This window comes from Enterobacter cloacae complex sp. IR5412 (assembly GCF_049237385.1).
Taxonomy (GTDB): domain Bacteria; phylum Pseudomonadota; class Gammaproteobacteria; order Enterobacterales; family Enterobacteriaceae; genus Enterobacter; species Enterobacter intestinihominis.
The window spans coordinates 86421-103501 of the sequence record NZ_JBMKHQ010000002.1; the positions used below are offsets into that span (position 1 = coordinate 86421).

At 54.0% G+C, this 17081-nt stretch carries 30 protein-coding genes and 1 tRNA gene; all 31 read right to left on the reverse strand.

From position 1 onward, the window contains the following. Nucleotides 1-9: 9 nt before the first annotated feature. On the reverse strand, nucleotides 10-471 hold the full coding sequence (locus tag ACOTX2_RS03755) for a phage cement protein (protein WP_193048774.1): 462 nt from the start codon (nucleotides 469-471) through the stop codon (nucleotides 10-12). 12 nt (nucleotides 472-483) lie between these two features. Further along, nucleotides 484-1749, reverse strand: coding sequence for a hypothetical protein (locus tag ACOTX2_RS03760; protein WP_421625878.1), 1266 nt, complete (start codon nucleotides 1747-1749; stop codon nucleotides 484-486). 3 nt (nucleotides 1750-1752) lie between these two features. After that, nucleotides 1753-2682 carry a phage minor head protein gene (locus ACOTX2_RS03765; RefSeq protein WP_094948577.1) on the reverse strand — a complete coding sequence of 310 codons (930 nt, stop codon included), beginning with the start codon at nucleotides 2680-2682 and terminating at the stop codon, nucleotides 1753-1755. Continuing rightward, on the reverse strand, nucleotides 2636-3988 hold the full coding sequence (locus ACOTX2_RS03770; RefSeq protein ID WP_421625879.1) for an anti-CBASS protein Acb1 family protein: 1353 nt from the start codon (nucleotides 3986-3988) through the stop codon (nucleotides 2636-2638). The genes ACOTX2_RS03765 and ACOTX2_RS03770 overlap by 47 nt, the downstream gene beginning before the upstream one ends. Beyond that, nucleotides 3985-4518: an HNH endonuclease gene (locus ACOTX2_RS03775; RefSeq protein WP_017383020.1), complete on the reverse strand. Its 534-nt coding sequence runs from the start codon at nucleotides 4516-4518 to the stop codon at nucleotides 3985-3987. Before ACOTX2_RS03775 ends, ACOTX2_RS03770 begins: the two co-directional genes overlap by 4 nt. 55 nt (nucleotides 4519-4573) lie before the next feature. Then, nucleotides 4574-4747, reverse strand: a complete 174-nt coding sequence (locus ACOTX2_RS03780) for a hypothetical protein (RefSeq protein WP_017383021.1) — start codon at nucleotides 4745-4747, stop codon at nucleotides 4574-4576. A 62-nt stretch (nucleotides 4748-4809) separates the two neighbouring features. Further along, on the reverse strand, nucleotides 4810-6057 hold the full coding sequence (locus tag ACOTX2_RS03785; protein WP_059444862.1) for a PBSX family phage terminase large subunit: 1248 nt from the start codon (nucleotides 6055-6057) through the stop codon (nucleotides 4810-4812). After that, entirely contained in the window at nucleotides 6054-6509 is a 456-nt protein-coding gene (locus ACOTX2_RS03790; RefSeq protein ID WP_023300389.1) for a DUF2280 domain-containing protein, read from the reverse strand. The genes ACOTX2_RS03785 and ACOTX2_RS03790 overlap by 4 nt, the downstream gene beginning before the upstream one ends. 31 nt (nucleotides 6510-6540) lie before the next feature. Then, nucleotides 6541-7179 carry a putative metallopeptidase gene (locus ACOTX2_RS03795; RefSeq protein WP_059444863.1) on the reverse strand — a complete coding sequence of 213 codons (639 nt, stop codon included), beginning with the start codon at nucleotides 7177-7179 and terminating at the stop codon, nucleotides 6541-6543. A gap of 3 nt (nucleotides 7180-7182) precedes the next feature. Next, nucleotides 7183-7383, reverse strand: a complete 201-nt coding sequence (locus ACOTX2_RS03800; RefSeq protein WP_059444864.1) for a hypothetical protein — start codon at nucleotides 7381-7383, stop codon at nucleotides 7183-7185. A gap of 3 nt (nucleotides 7384-7386) precedes the next feature. Beyond that, on the reverse strand, nucleotides 7387-7605 hold the full coding sequence (locus ACOTX2_RS03805) for a hypothetical protein (RefSeq protein ID WP_059444865.1): 219 nt from the start codon (nucleotides 7603-7605) through the stop codon (nucleotides 7387-7389). Between the two features lie 94 nt (nucleotides 7606-7699). Then, on the reverse strand, nucleotides 7700-7888 hold the full coding sequence (lysC, locus tag ACOTX2_RS03810; RefSeq protein ID WP_080400681.1) for an Rz1-like lysis system protein LysC: 189 nt from the start codon (nucleotides 7886-7888) through the stop codon (nucleotides 7700-7702). Further along, nucleotides 7869-8255: a DUF2570 domain-containing protein gene (locus ACOTX2_RS03815; RefSeq protein ID WP_059444866.1), complete on the reverse strand. Its 387-nt coding sequence runs from the start codon at nucleotides 8253-8255 to the stop codon at nucleotides 7869-7871. Before ACOTX2_RS03815 ends, lysC begins: the two co-directional genes overlap by 20 nt. Continuing rightward, on the reverse strand, nucleotides 8252-8692 hold the full coding sequence (locus ACOTX2_RS03820; protein WP_059444867.1) for a lysozyme: 441 nt from the start codon (nucleotides 8690-8692) through the stop codon (nucleotides 8252-8254). Before ACOTX2_RS03820 ends, ACOTX2_RS03815 begins: the two co-directional genes overlap by 4 nt. Further along, on the reverse strand, nucleotides 8679-8984 hold the full coding sequence (locus tag ACOTX2_RS03825) for a phage holin family protein (RefSeq protein ID WP_122008274.1): 306 nt from the start codon (nucleotides 8982-8984) through the stop codon (nucleotides 8679-8681). Before ACOTX2_RS03825 ends, ACOTX2_RS03820 begins: the two co-directional genes overlap by 14 nt. 165 nt (nucleotides 8985-9149) lie before the next feature. Beyond that, nucleotides 9150-9225, reverse strand: a tRNA-Arg gene (locus ACOTX2_RS03830). Between the two features lie 92 nt (nucleotides 9226-9317). Then, complete coding sequence (locus ACOTX2_RS03835; RefSeq protein ID WP_032180574.1) at nucleotides 9318-9815, reverse strand: antiterminator Q family protein; 498 nt, start codon at nucleotides 9813-9815, stop codon at nucleotides 9318-9320. Then, the gene (locus ACOTX2_RS03840; protein WP_139154657.1) at nucleotides 9815-9931 is read right to left on the reverse strand and encodes a hypothetical protein; all 117 of its coding nucleotides are present in this window, start codon (nucleotides 9929-9931) and stop codon (nucleotides 9815-9817) included. Before ACOTX2_RS03840 ends, ACOTX2_RS03835 begins: the two co-directional genes overlap by 1 nt. Beyond that, nucleotides 9928-10311 carry a hypothetical protein gene (locus ACOTX2_RS03845; protein ID WP_058650881.1) on the reverse strand — a complete coding sequence of 128 codons (384 nt, stop codon included), beginning with the start codon at nucleotides 10309-10311 and terminating at the stop codon, nucleotides 9928-9930. The genes ACOTX2_RS03840 and ACOTX2_RS03845 overlap by 4 nt, the downstream gene beginning before the upstream one ends. After that, nucleotides 10308-10940, reverse strand: a complete 633-nt coding sequence (locus tag ACOTX2_RS03850; RefSeq protein ID WP_063843738.1) for a recombination protein NinG — start codon at nucleotides 10938-10940, stop codon at nucleotides 10308-10310. The genes ACOTX2_RS03845 and ACOTX2_RS03850 overlap by 4 nt, the downstream gene beginning before the upstream one ends. After that, entirely contained in the window at nucleotides 10933-11601 is a 669-nt protein-coding gene (locus ACOTX2_RS03855; RefSeq protein WP_063843737.1) for a serine/threonine protein phosphatase, read from the reverse strand. Before ACOTX2_RS03855 ends, ACOTX2_RS03850 begins: the two co-directional genes overlap by 8 nt. Beyond that, a complete protein-coding gene (locus ACOTX2_RS03860) occupies nucleotides 11598-11768 on the reverse strand; it encodes a NinE family protein (RefSeq protein WP_063843736.1) in 171 nt (56 codons plus the stop codon). The genes ACOTX2_RS03855 and ACOTX2_RS03860 overlap by 4 nt, the downstream gene beginning before the upstream one ends. After that, the gene (locus tag ACOTX2_RS03865) at nucleotides 11761-12210 is read right to left on the reverse strand and encodes a recombination protein NinB (protein ID WP_063843735.1); all 450 of its coding nucleotides are present in this window, start codon (nucleotides 12208-12210) and stop codon (nucleotides 11761-11763) included. The genes ACOTX2_RS03860 and ACOTX2_RS03865 overlap by 8 nt, the downstream gene beginning before the upstream one ends. Nucleotides 12211-12456: 246 nt before the next feature. Next, nucleotides 12457-12699 carry a hypothetical protein gene (locus ACOTX2_RS03870; RefSeq protein WP_125387033.1) on the reverse strand — a complete coding sequence of 81 codons (243 nt, stop codon included), beginning with the start codon at nucleotides 12697-12699 and terminating at the stop codon, nucleotides 12457-12459. Beyond that, the gene (locus ACOTX2_RS03875; RefSeq protein ID WP_180240226.1) at nucleotides 12696-13337 is read right to left on the reverse strand and encodes a DUF551 domain-containing protein; all 642 of its coding nucleotides are present in this window, start codon (nucleotides 13335-13337) and stop codon (nucleotides 12696-12698) included. The genes ACOTX2_RS03870 and ACOTX2_RS03875 overlap by 4 nt, the downstream gene beginning before the upstream one ends. Further along, entirely contained in the window at nucleotides 13334-13633 is a 300-nt protein-coding gene (locus tag ACOTX2_RS03880) for a hypothetical protein (protein WP_063843734.1), read from the reverse strand. The genes ACOTX2_RS03875 and ACOTX2_RS03880 overlap by 4 nt, the downstream gene beginning before the upstream one ends. After that, nucleotides 13633-15066, reverse strand: coding sequence for a DnaB-like helicase C-terminal domain-containing protein (locus ACOTX2_RS03885; protein ID WP_063843733.1), 1434 nt, complete (start codon nucleotides 15064-15066; stop codon nucleotides 13633-13635). Before ACOTX2_RS03885 ends, ACOTX2_RS03880 begins: the two co-directional genes overlap by 1 nt. Beyond that, complete coding sequence (locus ACOTX2_RS03890; protein ID WP_045618179.1) at nucleotides 15056-15955, reverse strand: hypothetical protein; 900 nt, start codon at nucleotides 15953-15955, stop codon at nucleotides 15056-15058. Before ACOTX2_RS03890 ends, ACOTX2_RS03885 begins: the two co-directional genes overlap by 11 nt. Next, complete coding sequence (locus ACOTX2_RS03895) at nucleotides 15948-16094, reverse strand: hypothetical protein (RefSeq protein WP_015571544.1); 147 nt, start codon at nucleotides 16092-16094, stop codon at nucleotides 15948-15950. Before ACOTX2_RS03895 ends, ACOTX2_RS03890 begins: the two co-directional genes overlap by 8 nt. An 83-nt stretch (nucleotides 16095-16177) precedes the next feature. Further along, nucleotides 16178-16720: a toxin YdaT domain-containing protein gene (locus ACOTX2_RS03900; RefSeq protein WP_063843732.1), complete on the reverse strand. Its 543-nt coding sequence runs from the start codon at nucleotides 16718-16720 to the stop codon at nucleotides 16178-16180. Nucleotides 16721-16805: 85 nt separating this feature from the next. Then, nucleotides 16806-16994 (reverse strand): Cro/CI family transcriptional regulator, encoded by a 189-nt coding sequence (locus ACOTX2_RS03905; protein ID WP_032619413.1) that lies wholly within the window; start codon nucleotides 16992-16994, stop codon nucleotides 16806-16808. Nucleotides 16995-17081: the final 87 nt, after the last annotated feature.

Genomic DNA, 17081 nt, shown 5'->3' on the forward strand with positions numbered 1-17081 from the left:
TGCTCTCCTTTACTCGCCGCCGCCGGTTGCCGGCGAAGCTACAGTGCCAACGCGCATACGCACGCGGATGAAATCGGTAGTGCTGGCGGCAATGGTTGCATCATCCTGGCTGTAGCCGATCACCGAATCGGTATCCGCCGTTGCCTTCGTGAACTTACCATCTGCGCCCAGCTTGATCGGGTCGTCTTTGGCGTAGGTTCCGGCGACGCAGAGCAGCGCCATCTCGCGGCCTTCTTCGACGTAGTTGCCTACAGCGGAATCACCAGCGGGAACCGCTTCTGTGATATTCAAGCCCTGATGGTAGGCCACGTCGATGATGTAGATGCGACCAGTAAGCGCAGTTGCCTGCGCAAACTGATTGTCGCCATTGATAACAGCAGCCGTACCAGGCAGCAGTGCTGCTGCGGCGGCGCGGGTTTCGGTCTTGTACAGAGACTGACCGTCGATATTAACGCGGCGATAACGTGCCATTAGTCTGGCTCCTTATTTCTTGAAGTATTCGTCAGGGTTCGGCGCACCGGTTTCTTTCTGCTGTTGCGCAGAATTAGTGCCCAGCGGCGCGGATTCACCGATGGTTTTGAACATCGCGTCCAGCGCTTCGCCAGAAAGCGCGTTGGCCACGATTTCGCCGTGAACTTTTGCGACCGCTTCACGCTTCGATTTCTCTTCGGCGCGGGAGTTGGCGGTCAGGGTTTCGGTCAGCTTGTCCTGGTTGGCCTGTAGCGCATCAACCTTCTCCGCCAGAGGCTTAATAGCCTTTTCGGTATTGGTGGCGACGGCCTCGCTAACCATGCTGCCGATTTGTTCCAGTTCTTCTTTGGTTAAAGGCATGTCGCCCTCCGTTTTGTGGTTTGGTGCAGGCTGTTCCTGCGGTGTGAAAAATGATTTGAGCTTGTTGACGACGGCAACCCATGAACTCTGGCGCTGAACATCTGTCCCGGTATCGTCAAAGACAATCTTTCCGCCCTCAGATTTGTATCCGTAAACCTTCGGATCGCCATTGTTGAGGATGATTACGGCCTGTGAGTCAGTGAAATCAGCCACCCAGGCGTATTCTTTCTCGCCGGGAGCGAATTTATCTTTCGCTGCCTTCTCCAGCCTCTGCTCACGCTCGCGATAGGTTTCCCCCACCAGAGCGCCGGAATTAGCTTTCAGTGGAGTAGCAAGATCAGCATTTACCATCATCCCTACCCCCTGTTCTGGCGTAGCTGCGCCAACCTCATCCAGAAGGATGGCGTCATGGTCCATCGCCTGAATTTTCGCAACCCATGAAGCCCCCTGAGCTTTCTGCTCATCGTTCGCTTCAAGTTCCTCCAGGAATACGGCAACGCTGGTATGGATTGGCGGAACATCCTCGCCTTTCTCCAGCGCTTCAAGACGCTCAAGGAGGCGCTTTCCGTCATCCGTGCGCTTTGCCACTTCTGTGTCGATCCATTTCTCGACGTAGACGCGGTTGCCGGACTTCTTGACGTTTTTGTTCCATGCCCCTACATAACCCACATTCAGCCCCTCAGGACTAAAAGCAGAAACAAACTGACCGTTGAACTGTGGATGTCCAAGCGGTGCCAGCGTCCCCTCCAGTCCACTGTAGTGCTGGTCAATCTCGCTGGCCGGATACAGACCGCCGTTCATGACCACGTTCGCCGGAAGGGTGTAGGAAGGAACAACCCAGTGCTCGCGTCCGTTGTGCTGTTCGCGCCGGATGGCCTTACTGTTCACCTTCGAGGTGACATTAACTTGCATTGGCATGAGTTAACCCTTAGCCCATTGGTAGCCACGGGCTTTCATTGTGTTAAATGTTTTCTGAGCTTTATCGATGATGGTGTCACTTAACGGCTTGCCGCTTTCATCGACCATAACCGCGATCGTGGAGCATTTGCAGTTCACGCCGTTTGCATCCTTAGCCCACCACTCCCGCTGCTCTTCTGCGGTATACAGATGGGCGTGACGCGCGGCATGGGTGCTTCGGGTCGTCGGGCTGAGCGCTGATATGTGCATCTGCTTTGTACGGATGCCATATCGTTCTCTGGCTTCGTCGTCTTCGTCCAGGCGCGCACGGCGCAGCGCGGTGGTAATCTCCGTCCTGGCAATACGATTAGCCCGGCGAGACTCAATCCCCGCCTGCTCAGTAAGGCGCTTAGCTATCTCCAGTGGATTTTGTCCGCGCCCAAGTCCATCGGTCAGTATCCGCGCCATATCCGCTTTCACACTGGCGCTGAGGTTCTTCATTTCCTCGAAGGTGCGAGCGCGAACCAGAATCAGTCTGCGTCGGTACGGCTCACTCAGAAGGATTGTCGATACGCTTTCCTGTCCAGCTGCGTACACGGCAGACTGCTGTGACAGATTGGCGAACTCCTGCGCCGTGCCGCGCTGATACGCCGGGTTGACGTAATCAGCCCAGAACCAGAATCCTGTCTCGTTATCTGCACCCAAAATCTCATCAACCAGCAATGAAGCATTGCTGAGGAGCATTGATAGCTGGGTGGAATCGAGGTCGAAGGTGTAACGCTGGTTTACTGATGGCGATGCAGGAATGCGGTCGAGAATGCCCTTGTACGCCTTGCCAATTCGCTTCATTCGCCTGGCGAACTCGCTCATTGCCCCGCGCTCAAGTCGGTCGGCACCCGTCGGGTCTTTAAGGTTTCCCGGAAGTATCGGTGACTTCGCTTTCCTCTTCGTCATCATCTACCTCTGGAAGTGGTTCGGGCGAACCCTCATACCCGGCGGCCACGCGAATTTCTTCACCAGTAAACACCTGCTCACCCGTGCCGATGGAAGCGCTGTTGATTTGCGACATCTTCTGAGCGGCATCCAGTTTTTCACTGTCGCTTTGCGCATTGAGGTCGTCCCAGATAACGGTCTTCTGGCTGACTGAATCGACGATCTGCAGATCGATAAGCTTGTCGCAGAAGTCCTCTATCTCGAAAGCGAGGTCTACTCGGCGCGACTGACAGCGAGCATTAAAGTATTTCTGGTCTTCAGTGCTGGACCGCTCAGCCTGCTGGTTACCAACCAGAATACGCGTAGGAATATCAACTCCTGCGGCGGCTGTTTGCAGGTTTACGTTATAGGTTGGAGACGGATCAGAAACCGGAGAAACGAGGGAGGTTACGCTGGCCCCCTGGAGAGAAAGCAGCACATCATTTCCGCGATTCATCTCGCGAGCAGCGTCATTAAATTTATCCTGCAACTCATCTACTTTAACGCCGTACATAGATGCAATGCTGCCAAAGTCGATTTCCTTGTCGAAACTAAGTGCTAACTGGCGAGCGGCGTTCTTCAGGAATGACTCACCAGACCCGCCCTCTACCTTCTCCAGGCTCACAAAGGCGTTATAAGCTGGCTCAAGGAAGCCAATAGCATCGTCTGAGTAATCACCAAGGATGAAAACGCGATCGGGGTGGATATTGACGCGGCGACTTGAACCATTCGGCAAGCGTTCGGCGTACTGCCACATTTTCGGCTGACCGTAAGTCTTCGAGTTCAGCCCAGTGTCCCACTCGCTCACCGTTAGCGATCCGGCCCATGCCACGGAAACCTTCTGCAACCCTCGCCCTTTGGTAACCGGAAGGTTCCAGTCTTTTTCATCGCGGACGTGCAGAAGGATGCCTGCATAACGACCGACAAGGCGACGACGATCCGCCTCGGCAAATGAGCGCCAGAACCGGTTGTTGAATACCTGCTTTGACTTGTTTTCCCAGGCGGTTTCGTTTTCGCTCTCGTCGGCATCGTCACCCTCGATGATTTCCGGGTTAGTCTGCCAGCATTTGCCCACCAGCTTCTCAACGGCACCGTGAGCGATACCACCGCGACGGTACAGGGAATAAAGGTTTTCGTAGGTTACTTGCTCAGGGAAGCCATACTCGCACCATGCAGAATGGCGCTTATTGTCCAGCCCCATAGTTGGCGCCATCAGTCCCATACGGGCGCGCGCCATCTGCGCATCGTTAAGAGCGTGATTTACCGCAAGTGTTAATTTATCACTCATTCGTGCCTCGCAAATTCGCCATGAAGACTCTCCCTCATCTCAATTAGCCAGGCCTCAACTACGCCTCTAGATGTAGAGAACTTGCGGTGGATTTTTCCGTTATCCCAAATTCGCCCCTGCCACCCGCAGTTTTTTGAGTGCCACGAAAGCCCCTTAACGCCGGATGAGTTATCTTTCCGAAGTGGGGTATTCTTTAGGTTTTCTGCTCTCGTTGCTGGGCGAAGGTTTTCGAGTTTGTTATTGGTGGTATTGCCGTCTTTGTGGTCGACATCAACCGATGACCCAAGCGCGCCATGCATCAATACCCATACCACTCTATGGGCAAGATACTTTTTCTTATTGATGGTGACGTAGTAGTAACCACGCGCGCCGTTGTAGCTTCCAGCATGGTCTCCGGCTTTAACTCTCCCAGAGCTTTTTATCCACACCAGGCCAGTTGGACTTAAAGGGCTGTATGCAACACACTCCCGGATTTTATGTATGTCTAAGCCCCCGTTATCACCAACGGCGAGAGTTAATTTGTCAGTCATGATTTATCCGTTGGTGGAGTTAAGGCATGAAAAAGGCCACCGAAGTGGCCTGAACTTATTGGTAGCTTTTCAACTTTATCGTATCGCCCTTAAATTGCTTCTGAAGCGCCTCTAGCAGAGCTGATTCTGTCTTCCCATTAGCAAGAACATCGTTTAGCTTTACCTGATTGCCAACCGTTGAACCCTTCGCGATACGCTGGAAAATGACGTTTTTGAAATGATGCTGCATAACTATCTCCTTGTAAGTACATCATTAATAAATAACGTCAATTCTTGGTGAATCTTTAATTTTTAACGCAACCTTTTGGGGATCATCATTCCGGCCATCTGCCCCTTACGCTTGATATGTCCGTCGAGGCTGTAGCGAATACCGTCCCAGCAGTGTTCATAGCCGTCGGCGAGTTTAGGCAAAACCTCGCCAGTAATGCGGTCCGTTTTGTACGACCACATGCGAGCCTCACGCGCCACGTTCTTGCAGCGGGGATGGATAATGATTTCGTCGAAGCCGCGAAGATGGGCGATCCCGTCCTCAACGCTACCCTGCCATTTCTCGGCAGCAGAGATGTTGAACCCCTGTCGCTTGAGATAGCTTATTGTCTCAGGTCGTGCCGAGTCGGCCTTAATTGGCCAGTCACGAGATCCGGGAATTGTGTCATACAGCTCTGGCATGTGGTCGAGCTCTGTCTGCTGACCGTACGCCTCATACTCGATGTAAAGCCGGTTATGCAGGATGAACGAGCGCACCAGCGTGTTAGGGTCTTTGGCGAAACCGAAGTCTGCGCCGAAGAACAGGCGCTCAGCTTCTTTCCAGAGGTTTTCCGAGAACTCAGCGATCCGGTATTTCCCGGCCAGCACCTGCTTATCGGAGTTTTCGAGGTAAGCGCCTTCCCACACCCATGCGTATGTCGCCGGGTCGAGGCGTCGCTGATCGTTCTGTCGCTCACCTTCCAGCACGTCAGGGAACCACGGGTTATCCGTGTAGTTCATCTCAACGGTGATGCAGTCGTCGCCAGCCTCTTTGCGGAAACGCTTGTCCGTGGCGCTACCGTCGCGCTCCGGGTTCCACGTCACCCAAATCTCTGAACCTTCCTCACGAACGGTCGGGCTCAGCTTCTGCCAGGCTATTTCGCTGACTGATTCAGCCTCATCTACCCAGCAAAGCAGGATGCGAGCTTTCGACTTGATGCTGTCGAGGTTATGCCGGAGACCGCAGAACACGTAGCTAACGCTCTTGTCGATGGTGCGGATGTACTTCTCGCCGATATCAAAGTTGGCGGCCAGCCAGGGAACAGACAGGATCGCCTGTTTCACCTCCTGCATGCTCGACTCTTCCAGCGAGTTCATGAACTCACGCGCGCAGAGCACCACGCCGCTTTCACCGTTCATCATCGACTGATACGCCTTTACGGCAGTCATCAGAGCAAAGGTGCGCGTCTTGGCGCTGCCTCGTCCACCGTGAGAGCACCGGTAACGCTTATTCACGGCGGTGAACAGTGGTGCAAGCTTTGCTGGGATCGGCAGTTGAACGGCGTTACTCATGCTTTCGGCTCAACGGGTAGTAGCTGGATGATGGTCGGTTGCGGCGTCATGCTGCCATCAGGGCTCGTATGCTCGACTTTCTGGCGATTAGTGTAGGCATCGCCCATTTCTTTGGCGGCCTGCTCGATAAGTTGAGAGGTCATGCCGTAGTTCTTCATCTTTTCAGCATTGGTCGCCATTCGGTCGAGAACGCGTAACCGGTACGCTTTGTTCGCGATCGGTATGTCGGCGATCTCATTCTGGAATCGTTTACGGGTGGCGTTGAAAAGGTCAATCCACTTCTGGCTCAACTTGGCCGCCATTGCGTTGCCTGGCGTATATTGCGACACCTGCTGTCGTGAGACATCAATGCCGTATTCAGCCTTTACAAGCTCAATGACTTTTACTGGGGTCTCGTAGCAGGCGAGTGACTGAACGATGAAGGCTTTAACCTCTGTCGATAATGCTGCCACAGGCTACCTCCATGACAATCTGAATAAAGCGTTACGCCAGCTTTAGCATGCACGTCCCGCATGACCTGGCTATATCGATGTGAGCCACTTCTGCTGGCGAATTGGCCGCATCAACGAGCTCCTGTACTTCTTTGCTGGCACCGTATCGACGTACGACACCTGTGAATTCTTCGACGTCGTGGCCACGCAGTGTAAGCACTGGCTGCCCGGTCTCTTTGTTGAACTTTGGCGCGCCGAAATCATCGGTGGCCTGGGCGATATGGTAAAGCTCATGCTCTACCAGTGCGCAGAACTCGAGGTCACTGCATTGTGAGCAGTAATCGGCTGCAAGCGTGATGATGAACTTCGGGATGCGCCCGAACCATTCATACATCTGCTGTTCCATTCTGGCTTTCTGCCAACCACCAGCGCGGAGCATTACCTGCTCGGCCTGACCGAGAACGTAACGCCCTTTCTTCGCGAATGAGTCAGACGCCCACATGAAGCAGAGATCAGCCTCTAACAGGTGTTCGTGGTCAGGGTTATGGATGCTGCCGGTATCGCTCAGGATTTGGCGGTTTATCCACTCATGAACTTCGTTTGCAGGAATCAGCCTGGTGTATGGCTGCCAGTTGTCGGAGGCGATGAAGTTAACTGGCGGATATGGCCTGCGCTCGTCATCGTTAACCATGGGTTACTCCGGCATTTCTTTCTGTTGTTCGATCGCTGCGAGAGATAAGGCTGTCATCGCATACTCTTTCTCGCTGGCATTGCTGCACAGTTTTATAATCTGCTCCTTCAGGTCGAAGATTTCGCTTCGGATCTCCTCACCCAGCGTTGAAACAGCACCTAAGATAACCAGCCTTTGAACTTCAAGCTCTTTGCTAATCGCCATGACTTACTCCGTTGCTTGTTCTGCTGGCTGTTCGGTTTGCTCTGCCGGTACCGGCGTAAACTGCACGCGCTTCACATCGGCCGGAGCGAAGTAAAGCCACTCGCCCGTCTCGGTCGCCAGCGGCACAAAGCCGTTAACCAGCTCTGGCTGGCGTCGTGACATCTTGCCCGTGAAGGTTTCGCCTGTTTGGGTGGTTAGCGTGATTTGGTAGATGTCGGACATGATTACCTCTTTGCCTTGTCGCAGCTGTTGCCCTGCTTCTCAGAAGTGCTTAGCCACTTACGGCTTACCCGTCAGCAAGATAATGATCACCGCCTTATTGGGGTTGAGCATTCTTTCCTTGTCGGGAGGATTCGATTTTGCGGATTGCCGCCTTATCCAGATTGCACTGCCCCAGCGCCGTATAGAGCTGAGCGTTTAACTCCAGACTTGCCTGCCACGTGAACGGAACCGTTATTCCGGGGATCGGCGTGTCAGCTGTCAGGTCAGCGCTTATCGGAACCACCGGGGCCGGAACGTAAACTGTCTGCGTATTCCCGCAGGCTGTCAGCAGCGGCAGAAGGAACAAGCTGGTTAGCGCACGGATCGCCTTCAAGCGCCTGCCTGATGTAGACAATGCGCGTCTCGCCTTTTTTAGCCAGTTCGTTCTTTGCATTCTGGGTAGCCTGTGAGATGTCACGGATGATGTTCATCGTGGTGATCACGTTGTTGGTGATCGCCTCTGATGTGTCTGCCCTGACCGTTGCTTTATCGCGCTGGTCTTTGTAGGTGATGGCGTTGTCGCGGTAGTGGTTCACGAAGAGCGCCAGCACGACGATTACCGCTATAACCAGCAACTGCAACCAGTAACGTTTAACCAGTGCGCCAATCACGACAGGAACAGAGCGCGCTCCGCCTCACGCCGACGGGCCAGCCCATTCAGGACCTTGCCACCAGCTTTATTCCAGCGCAGGAACTCATCGGCAGCACCAGCGTAATCACCGGCGTTGAGTTTTCGCAGGAGAGTCGATGTCGACAGTGACCGGGCGCCGAGGTTATACGTGAACGACACCAGAGCATCGAACTGCCCTTGAGTCAGCCCCACCTTAACCAGGCGAGACACGTCGCATTCGTAGCTGACCAGCCCGGTCTTCAGCAGGCGCTCTGCGGTTTCCTGCTTAATCGTCATCCCGGCGCGGATTGGTTTGCCGTCGACGGGCTGAGTCCAGCCATAACCGATCGTCCAGACTCCGACGCTGTCCGGGTAGGCGGTGAGCTTGCAGCCCTCAAACTCTTTTATCAGGGCAATGCCTTTATCACTGGTTTGCATTCTTCATCCCCGTCAGGCGCTCCCAGAAGTACGTCAGTGCTACGGAGCCCATCGCCCCGCTGATACCAGACGTAACCAGAATCATGTAAAGGCTAAGCCCGCTTTCAACGCTGATCAGGCCACCAATGAGTCCGGTAAAGCCGGACACTGCAATTTGCGCCAGCGCGTTGATCCAACTCCAGGTGGCTTTGTTCTGCTTAACGTCAATAAGGTATCGGACAAGGCCGCCCCAGCATGACAGAGCAAGGACAATCAGCCATGACACCCCGGCAATGCTTTCTTTATCTTGCATACGTTTAGCCATATCACCTCCGAAAGAACGGGGTGCTGTTTGTGTAGAGTGGAAGGATGCACGGAAGCAATGACCGGGCACCGCAAATAAAAAAGCCAGCGACAGGCTGGCAATGTGAGGGTAAGGCAATGTCGGCTCTCTGGCCGTAAATACCCTGGCTGGGTTTGGCTCGCCTGGCTGGATTCGAACCAGCGACCAACCGCTTAGAAGGCGGTTGCTCTTTCCTCTGAGCTACAGGCAAATAAAAAGCCCCGCACGATGGCGAGGCTTGGTATTCATTCATGTCACACACAACAATGGCAACATATACGAATTAGTTTGCTCATTTGTTCATTAAATTGCAAGCACGTTGTGTGATTTATTTGCAATTTTCCTCACATTTTCGCGATCGTTAAACGCATTTTGAAGCGGTTGGTATAAACAGAACAATGAAGCATTGATGATTTGCTTCACCTCTCTACGGATTGTCGAGATGCTTGGGTGTTTGTACTGATTGCCGCCACGCGTCTTCATAAGGCGAGGCTTACTTACTGCATGCTGCCATGATGCAATTCGGATCTCGCTGGAGTTGCAGACATAGTAGGCGAAGATAACCCGCCAGGCATTTTCATCCACATTCTTCAGGTAGTGGCGAATGACAGCATCAATGAGCATCCCGTCATCATCACTACATACCGGTCGTGATGCTTGCTGGGGCTCGACGGTAGCCATGAATCTGGCAATCATGTTGATCATCGCTTTATCAATCTTGCCGGTCTGGCACCATGCGCCCCACAACTGGAGCCACTGGTCTACCCATTGATGCTGGTCGTTGGTTAATTCCAGTTTCATTATGCGGCTTCCTTCTGTGGCTGGTTGGTTTTGGTCTGGCTGTGCTTTGCTACTGGCGGTAGGCTGGCGCGCTTAACGCTTTCTGCCTGGTAGCGGATAATCTGGTCACGTGTCATTCGTCCACCCTCTCGTTCTGCCAGAGAGGAAGTGGTGACTTATCCCCGGCGCGGCGTATGCGGGACTTGGCGTTCTTCTCAATCTGAATGAGCTTTTCGATGTTCTGGCGGCGCTGCTTTTCCTCGCGGCGGAGATATTTCACGTTCTCCATGTAGCGAGACTCCTGGTCGCAGAGCGTCATAAGGAAGTCAAAAGGCTCGATCAACGTTTCGCACTTCCGGCAGCGTAAAGTCCGGTCTTTTTCATTCACCCAAACAGTGGAGTGCAGGCACATAACCTTCTGCCCTTCGCGCTGAATAACCAGCCCGTCCTGTAGGTCGTTATTCTTCGTCGGGAACGCGACAATCTTGCCCAGTTCAATTTCAGTTTCTGTGCTCATGCTGCCTCCTGTCGGCGGGCGCGGCGTTTTTCCAGCGCGCGGGCTTTACGGGTGAAAATGGATTTGATTCGCTGCAGGTATGGAATGTCGAATCGGCGGACGGAGTTATCGTTGTTTATCGCCTCAACTTTTTCGGCACCGATGCGCTCAATAAGGCCCTGTTCAAATGCCTTTTGCGCGCCGTCCCGATCCTGGTTGCAATAGACACACTGGGCTGCGGTATTGTGAAGGTTGAAAGCGAGATGCGCCGCTGCGCCGCGGGTACGGTAGTGGCCGCAATCCATGGTTCCGCCAAACTTCTGCTCCGGCAGCCTGCCGCAGCTGATGCACGGCTTACCAGCATCCCTCAGGCGGACGTACCGGTTGAAAGCCGCCTGCGCTTCAGCCCTCCACTGCGGTTTAGTTTTTAGTGCCACCTTTCTCGCTTTCAGATCCCGGCGTTCCGCGCGCTCTTTCTCTTTGCGTTCCTTGATGCGTTTCGCCGCGGCCTTAACCCTCTCCTTCTCGCGTTCTTCCATCGCGAGGATTGCGCCATGTTCCGGGCTACACCAGCGGATCCGGATGTCGTGGAATTTCGGCACGAAGTATTCACCGCATACTTTGCACTTACGGCGGGATGGTTTACGCATGGGCACCACCTTGAACCTGTACCAGCGTGAGGTTTCCGCAGAACACGGCACCGGTATCGATGTACATCTGGTTGGCATACTTCAGGGGCTGGCGCGCTGGGGTGTGCCCGAAGATAAACAGATCAGCACCGGATATCGGCGAGACAATGCCGTCCTGAGCGTCGCTAACCCTCTCACGATTCCAGATGACCATATCTTTCGGGACGGGCTTATCGAACGCATATTCGTTATGCGGGTAGTCAGCGTGGCAGATAACGATTTTACGCTCAGCGGTAACCAGCTCGATGACGAGTGGCAGATCAGCTGCTTTGTGAACCAGAGCCTTAGCCAGCACTTCTTTGTCATAGTCGAGATTGAAGAACCAGCCGCCACCATTTGCCAACCAGTGATTGACGTTCCCATACTCCGATAGCCCATCAATCATCATCTGCTCATGGTTTCCGCGCACAGCCCGGAACCACGGCATAGTGATCAGCTCCAGGCACTCGACGTTTTCCGCGCCGCGGTCAACAAGGTCGCCAACCGAGATCAGCAAATCATGTGCCGGGTCGAACGAAACTTTTTCGAGCTCATTCATCAGCAGCGTGTAGCACCCATGCAGATCCCCGACGACGAAGATATTGCGCCAGTCAGCGCCATTAATGCGTTGATACATGCTCATGCGGATTTCCTCCTTGCCGCGAGACGCAGCCATTTCTGATCCACCAGGCGGGCGGTGTAGTCTTTCAGGGTCGGGATATCAGACGGCTTAACCGCAGGCTTACGCTGGCGGCGCGCTGGAACGCGGAAGATTTCGTTGGTGATGACGCGTGCGAGAGGATTACCCACGGGAAGTCCTCCACTCTTGCGCCCAGGCGATGCGCTTACTGGATGCTTCGGAGAACTTCACACCGCGGTCGGTTCCGAACCAGTAAATCGCCTCAATGACGTCGACCATGTAGCGTTTGCTGGATTTGGATGTGCGGACGCCGAAATATACGCGGCCGCCGTTGATGCCCGGCGCGGACTTCTGCTCCTGGTCCTGAGTCTGATTCACCAGAACTGTGATTAGGTCCTTCCATTCTTCGCGGGTCAGCTTTTCGCCGTGCCAGACTACCTGGTCAGACAGGTCTTTCAGTAGCGGCCACATAAGGCGGTTTTGCTTGTCGGTGCGGGTCTCTTCCCTGGCCTCGACTACCATCGGTGCGCGAGGGTTTACCTGCAGGGTGCGAATGTACGCGATGAGGTTCTCTTTAACGGTGTCGTTAACGATGCAGTAGTGCTGTTTCATACGCCACCTCCGAGAGGTAACGCAGAATGCAGAAATTCGCAGGTGCATTTCTGCATCTGTGACAAGGTGAGGAGTTCAGATTGTGGTCGCATTTAAGTCCCCTTAAATGCGCAGAAGTCACCGGAGTTGTTCAGGCTCCGATGACATGATTATGGCTGGTTGATTCAACAAAATCAACGCGAGAAAAAGGCCTCCGGAGAGGCCCTGGCTGTCGATATGGGGATTCCCATATCGCTTGTATGGCAGTTACACCAAATCGGGCAATTTGAAGCCTGCCATGTCTTCCGCCCGGATTGGAGGCGATAGGCAGTCAGCAAACACCAGGGTGCCATCGAGCAAAATCACGAAACCCCACCCCATAAACAGGTTGGCACTACACCAGTCAGCCTTTAGGGGCACATCTGGCATCTTGTCTGGAAAGACTGGGTAATGCTCAGCCAGCCACTCCATTGCGTCGCAGCGATTGAGAGTATATTTGTCGTACATCATGCCTCCTGCTGCGGTGCTGCTGGCAGCGGCATCCAGTGGGTTGGCTTGCAGTAGCAATCAAAGCCGTGTCCGTGTGCTGACCCGCCAACGTACGTTGCCATCTTGATTAATGGATCATTACTTTCCGGCGCGTCTGGACGGTACGCCAACACTTGTTCCCCTGCGGAAGGCATCCGCTCAACGCAAGCCACCCAACCATCCGGAATCACCGGAGAGTTGAGTTGTTCGGAATTACCGAACGACTGAAGCATGGCTGCGCGATAGGCGTTCCAGCCGACAGCTTTTCCGTGTTCAAACGCGCTGTCAAAGTCATCATCCATTTCCATCGCAGCGGGCACAGATACCGGCGCTGGCGGGGCGGTGTAAAGCGGCGTTACTTCTCGCAGCGGGTCGGCATAAGCATTGCCACTATCTAAGCTGACGTGGTTTTTAGCTCCGCCGCCTGACAGCAGCCACGCCACAGGCTCCGCTTCGAGCGATGCCAGCGCCGCGCACTTGGCTTCACCTTCAGCCACGCCAGCCTGGTACGCTTCGAACATGTGCTGCGTCATCTCGTACACAAAGCTTATGTCGTCTTCCATCGCTGGCGAGCAGCCGTTGTTGTTCTTGGTAAACCACTCGATAAATTTCTGTTTCATACCCCTACCCTCCCCCAAACCATCAATACCCTTCTCATCGCCGGACTGTTGCGGCACTCCTGGAAAATTGTGTTCTCGCCGTCGCGGTTGATCGGTTTCCCTTCGTCGTCTTCGGCGGCCACGTAAACATTGGTGCGCCAGTTACGTTCGCGAAGGACGATCTCGCCGTTCTGCCGCATCTTGAACGATGCTGCCAGCACCTGAGAGCGGGACACTCCGGTTGCTTCGCATACCAGCTCCGCAGTGAATGAGCCGTAACCTTCCAGATACCACTCGATAGCTTCTCTTCCAGTCATCAGAATCCCCCCTTCTTTTTCGGCTGTTGCTCACGCCCGCGGCGTTCTGCGGCGGCGGCCTGCTGGTCTGTGTCGTAAATTGCACCGTTGATCTGATTGCAATAAACCGTGCCGGTACTGCCATGGCGGTTAAGCCGCAGGATTAGCTCGGTTTCGCCTGGTGGCACGCTCTCATCGAAAGCACCTTCACGGTGGATGCCAACCCAGTAGTCGCAGTCCTGCTCAATCTGTCCTGTGTCGCGGGAATCGCTCGGTAACGGGCGTTTATTCACTCGCTTCTCCAGTTCGCGGTTGAGCTGAGTCAGCAGCACGACGACGCAGCCAAGCTCTTTGGCGAGGTTCTTCAACCCTTTAGTGATCATCCCGTAGGCCAGGTCATTACGGTCTGCCTTTTCGGCGGTCATCAGAGTCAGGTAGTCAACCAGAATCATGCCTACGCAGCCTTTCTCACGCTTAATTCGACGGCTTTCGGTAACGATGTGCGCCAGTGACAGGCCTGGGGTGTCGTCGATGTACAGCATGTCGATTTCACTCAATCGCCCTGCTGTAGCGATCGCCTTCTTAAAGTCGCCGTCGTAGTCGCCCTGGTACTGGTCATCGGCGTCTTCCGTGGCTGGCATGTAAAAAATGCTCGGGTTAACTCCAGACTTCTGACCAACCAGTTTTTCGAGGATCTGGTCGCCAGGCATTTCGAGGCTGAACATCAGCGCTGGCTTTTTCTCACGAACCGCGCAGTTTATCGCCATCTGCCCGTACAGGGTTGTCTTGCCCATCTTTGGCCTTGCGCCAATCACGAACAGAGAGCCTTTAACCAGACCTTTCGGCGCCAGCAGTCTGTCGAGGGATGGGATACCTGTACTCATGCCGCGCTGTTCGCCTGAAGGGTCAAACCGTTTCTCCAGATCCGCTACCCAGTCATCCATAACCTCGCCAAACGACCGCAACCCACGGCGACTACCGGTTTTAGAATGGTCTGCGAGTTGGGTGAAAATACCCTGAATGGCCTCGTACTTCTGCGTAGCACTCATGCCGTTGCGGGAGTACAGCAGCTCGGTAGCTTCGGTCAGTCGGTTTATACCGTAGCGCTCCATTGCGGCTTCCCGGACTGATGCTGCGTATGCCACGATGTTTGCAGCGCTGGGAGTGTTCTTGGCGATCTCCGCCAGGTATGCAAAGCCACCTACCTGTTCCGCGAGCCCTTTGCCTTCGAGCGCGTCGAACAATGTCAGACCATCGACTGGCTTGTTGTCGCGGAACATCTGGCGCATCTCGGCAAAGATCAGCTGGTGAGGTCGGCTGTAGAACGACTCAGGCTTGAGCATCGCCAGAACCTTCTGGACTCGCTCGCTGTTGTCATCATCCAGCAGCAGGCCACCGATAACGCTCTGCTCTGCTTCGAGGTTTTGTGGTACAGCCATGAAATCAGCGGTCATCACGATCCCCCTCGCGCACTTCGATGTAGAGCTTTTCGGTCAGGAACTTATCGAATTTCATGCGGCGCCAGGTCTTCCCGGATTTCTGGTCTGGTCGGTCTTCAAGCATCCAGCGGCAGTTCTGAGCGATGTAACGCAGATAACTTCTGAACCCATCCATATCCATCGGCTTGCCGTCCAGGTTGCGGGCAATCTTGTTAGCCTTACCCCAGAAGGTGCGGATCAGATTGCGTCGCTCATCAGTGAGGCATCTCCATCCCCGGGCTTCAGGCAGTTCGTCTTTCAGGCATTGCCATACTTCATCGCATGACAAACGGGACTTTTTCTCTTCAGCGGGTTTCTGGTCATTTGCGACATACTTACTACCGTTAGGTAGTAAGTTATTTAATATATTGTTATCTGTGGACACTGGCTGGACATCGGCTGGACACTCCACCTCCACAGGCATTGATATAACTGCGTTTGCGCTGGACACCGGCTGGACATCGGCTGGACAAAAATTTGACTGATATTCGTCATATTTGACCACTTTTAGAACAGTAAAACGGTTGTTCGATTTGGTGGTGATCATGCCCAGATTCTGGAATTTACGGAGAAGTGATTTAACGCGATCAGCGGTCAAACCCGTTTCCATTGCCAGTGTGTTTCGACCGGTAATGAACTCTCCGCGCTCGCAGATCACATCGCCAACATCAGTAGATACCAGTGTCTGTTCGTGATTAGCACGCAGGAGCAGGTGAACCCATAAATGAGCCGCCTCAGCGTCCTTGTAGAACGGCACATCCATAATTTTACGGTGCAGCAAGGCAAACCCCTTACCGTCATTCGTGCGCGGTTTCTGGAGCCTTCTGGCCTCTCTGGCTTCGGCTAAATTGGATACGTTACCCACGGCCACTCTCCTTACGTTTCAGCTCTTCCAGGATGGCGCGCATCTTCTCTGCCACAATCGGGTTAACCGAGCGGATGAAGCGGTCGCGGGTTATGTTTTTATGTACAGCGGTATGGTAATAGCGTGGATTTTTTGCCATTATTCCTCCTGCAACTACTCTCGTTTTTGCACCAGAAAGTCGGTTCTGTTCGCGCAGACCGGCTTTCGCCATTTCTGTAGTTCTCACATAACCCCCAGCATCGAAGTGACCATCGTCATCAGCGGGCCTGCCTGCTCAGGCATGAGGCGGAACAGCGAAGCTATACCCTCGCTTACCTCTTTCAGCTTCTGATGTTCTGGAGCGTCCAGCAGGACAGCCTGTTTAGCTTCGGCACACTCTTTCATCGCGGAGGCGATCAGCGACATCGTGTCGTTCTGTGGCGCCAGGCGGTTGCGGTACTCCAGCGGCAGGACGGCCAAGATTGCCGGCGTCAACTGGCGCACGTTCTCGCGGTACTGCTCAGAGTCGAAACGGTTATCCAGGAAGCGAAACAGTTTCTGGCGCGCCCGGCTGATGTCGTCCGGAAAGCTGATGGCGGTCCCGCCCTGCTCCCGGTATTCGTTGATGATCAGCGCCGAAACGACGTCCTGATTGTCCAGCGCCGACGACCATGCACGGACCGCATCGCGGATCTTTTCGTGGTCTGGCGCCGCTTTAGCTTGAGCGCGGTTTATCATCGCTCCCGGGTGTATTCCGGTATTGTGTTGATACGCAAGTGAATGCATTGCTTTCCTTTTCGTTGAATAGTTAATGATTGGCTGATTACTCAGCCGGTTTAATAGGGTTACAGATTGTTAAAGAGCGCGGTGCTTACGGGGCTTTGCTGTGCGGGAAAGGCTTAATCTCTTCAGCCTTAATTTTCCCGTCTGGCAGTCTGTTGATAAAAATCTGACGCCCAACCCTAATTGCCTTGCTGATTGCCGTCTGGTGTACACCGATAGCGTCAGCTGCTTTGGCTTGCCCGACTTCGCCAACAAATTCAGCTAAAGAAATCTTCATATGGTTGCTCCTTTGAGTGCATAAACAAACAATACCAGAAGTATTACATAAAGCAATACCAGCGGTATTTTTAAAATATGAGTTTTG

Coding starts and splice junctions, on each gene's coding strand:
- ACOTX2_RS03755 (WP_193048774.1), bottom strand. CDS start 471: ATGGCACGTTATCGCCGCGTTAATATCGACGGTCAGTCTCTGTACAAG.
- ACOTX2_RS03760 (WP_421625878.1), bottom strand. CDS start 1,749: ATGCCAATGCAAGTTAATGTCACCTCGAAGGTGAACAGTAAGGCCATC.
- ACOTX2_RS03765 (WP_094948577.1), bottom strand. CDS start 2,682: ATGACGAAGAGGAAAGCGAAGTCACCGATACTTCCGGGAAACCTTAAA.
- ACOTX2_RS03770 (WP_421625879.1), bottom strand. CDS start 3,988: ATGAGTGATAAATTAACACTTGCGGTAAATCACGCTCTTAACGATGCG.
- ACOTX2_RS03775 (WP_017383020.1), bottom strand. CDS start 4,518: ATGACTGACAAATTAACTCTCGCCGTTGGTGATAACGGGGGCTTAGAC.
- ACOTX2_RS03780 (WP_017383021.1), bottom strand. CDS start 4,747: ATGCAGCATCATTTCAAAAACGTCATTTTCCAGCGTATCGCGAAGGGT.
- ACOTX2_RS03785 (WP_059444862.1), bottom strand. CDS start 6,057: ATGAGTAACGCCGTTCAACTGCCGATCCCAGCAAAGCTTGCACCACTG.
- ACOTX2_RS03795 (WP_059444863.1), bottom strand. CDS start 7,179: ATGGTTAACGATGACGAGCGCAGGCCATATCCGCCAGTTAACTTCATC.
- ACOTX2_RS03800 (WP_059444864.1), bottom strand. CDS start 7,383: ATGGCGATTAGCAAAGAGCTTGAAGTTCAAAGGCTGGTTATCTTAGGT.
- ACOTX2_RS03805 (WP_059444865.1), bottom strand. CDS start 7,605: ATGTCCGACATCTACCAAATCACGCTAACCACCCAAACAGGCGAAACC.
- ACOTX2_RS03820 (WP_059444867.1), bottom strand. CDS start 8,692: ATGCAAACCAGTGATAAAGGCATTGCCCTGATAAAAGAGTTTGAGGGC.
- ACOTX2_RS03825 (WP_122008274.1), bottom strand. CDS start 8,984: ATGCAAGATAAAGAAAGCATTGCCGGGGTGTCATGGCTGATTGTCCTT.
- ACOTX2_RS03835 (WP_032180574.1), bottom strand. CDS start 9,815: ATGAAACTGGAATTAACCAACGACCAGCATCAATGGGTAGACCAGTGG.
- ACOTX2_RS03840 (WP_139154657.1), bottom strand. CDS start 9,931: ATGACACGTGACCAGATTATCCGCTACCAGGCAGAAAGCGTTAAGCGC.
- ACOTX2_RS03845 (WP_058650881.1), bottom strand. CDS start 10,311: ATGAGCACAGAAACTGAAATTGAACTGGGCAAGATTGTCGCGTTCCCG.
- ACOTX2_RS03850 (WP_063843738.1), bottom strand. CDS start 10,940: ATGCGTAAACCATCCCGCCGTAAGTGCAAAGTATGCGGTGAATACTTC.
- ACOTX2_RS03855 (WP_063843737.1), bottom strand. CDS start 11,601: ATGAGCATGTATCAACGCATTAATGGCGCTGACTGGCGCAATATCTTC.
- ACOTX2_RS03865 (WP_063843735.1), bottom strand. CDS start 12,210: ATGAAACAGCACTACTGCATCGTTAACGACACCGTTAAAGAGAACCTC.
- ACOTX2_RS03870 (WP_125387033.1), bottom strand. CDS start 12,699: ATGATGTACGACAAATATACTCTCAATCGCTGCGACGCAATGGAGTGG.
- ACOTX2_RS03875 (WP_180240226.1), bottom strand. CDS start 13,337: ATGAAACAGAAATTTATCGAGTGGTTTACCAAGAACAACAACGGCTGC.
- ACOTX2_RS03880 (WP_063843734.1), bottom strand. CDS start 13,633: ATGACTGGAAGAGAAGCTATCGAGTGGTATCTGGAAGGTTACGGCTCA.
- ACOTX2_RS03885 (WP_063843733.1), bottom strand. CDS start 15,066: ATGACCGCTGATTTCATGGCTGTACCACAAAACCTCGAAGCAGAGCAG.
- ACOTX2_RS03895 (WP_015571544.1), bottom strand. CDS start 16,094: ATGGCAAAAAATCCACGCTATTACCATACCGCTGTACATAAAAACATA.
- ACOTX2_RS03900 (WP_063843732.1), bottom strand. CDS start 16,720: ATGCATTCACTTGCGTATCAACACAATACCGGAATACACCCGGGAGCG.
- ACOTX2_RS03905 (WP_032619413.1), bottom strand. CDS start 16,994: ATGAAGATTTCTTTAGCTGAATTTGTTGGCGAAGTCGGGCAAGCCAAA.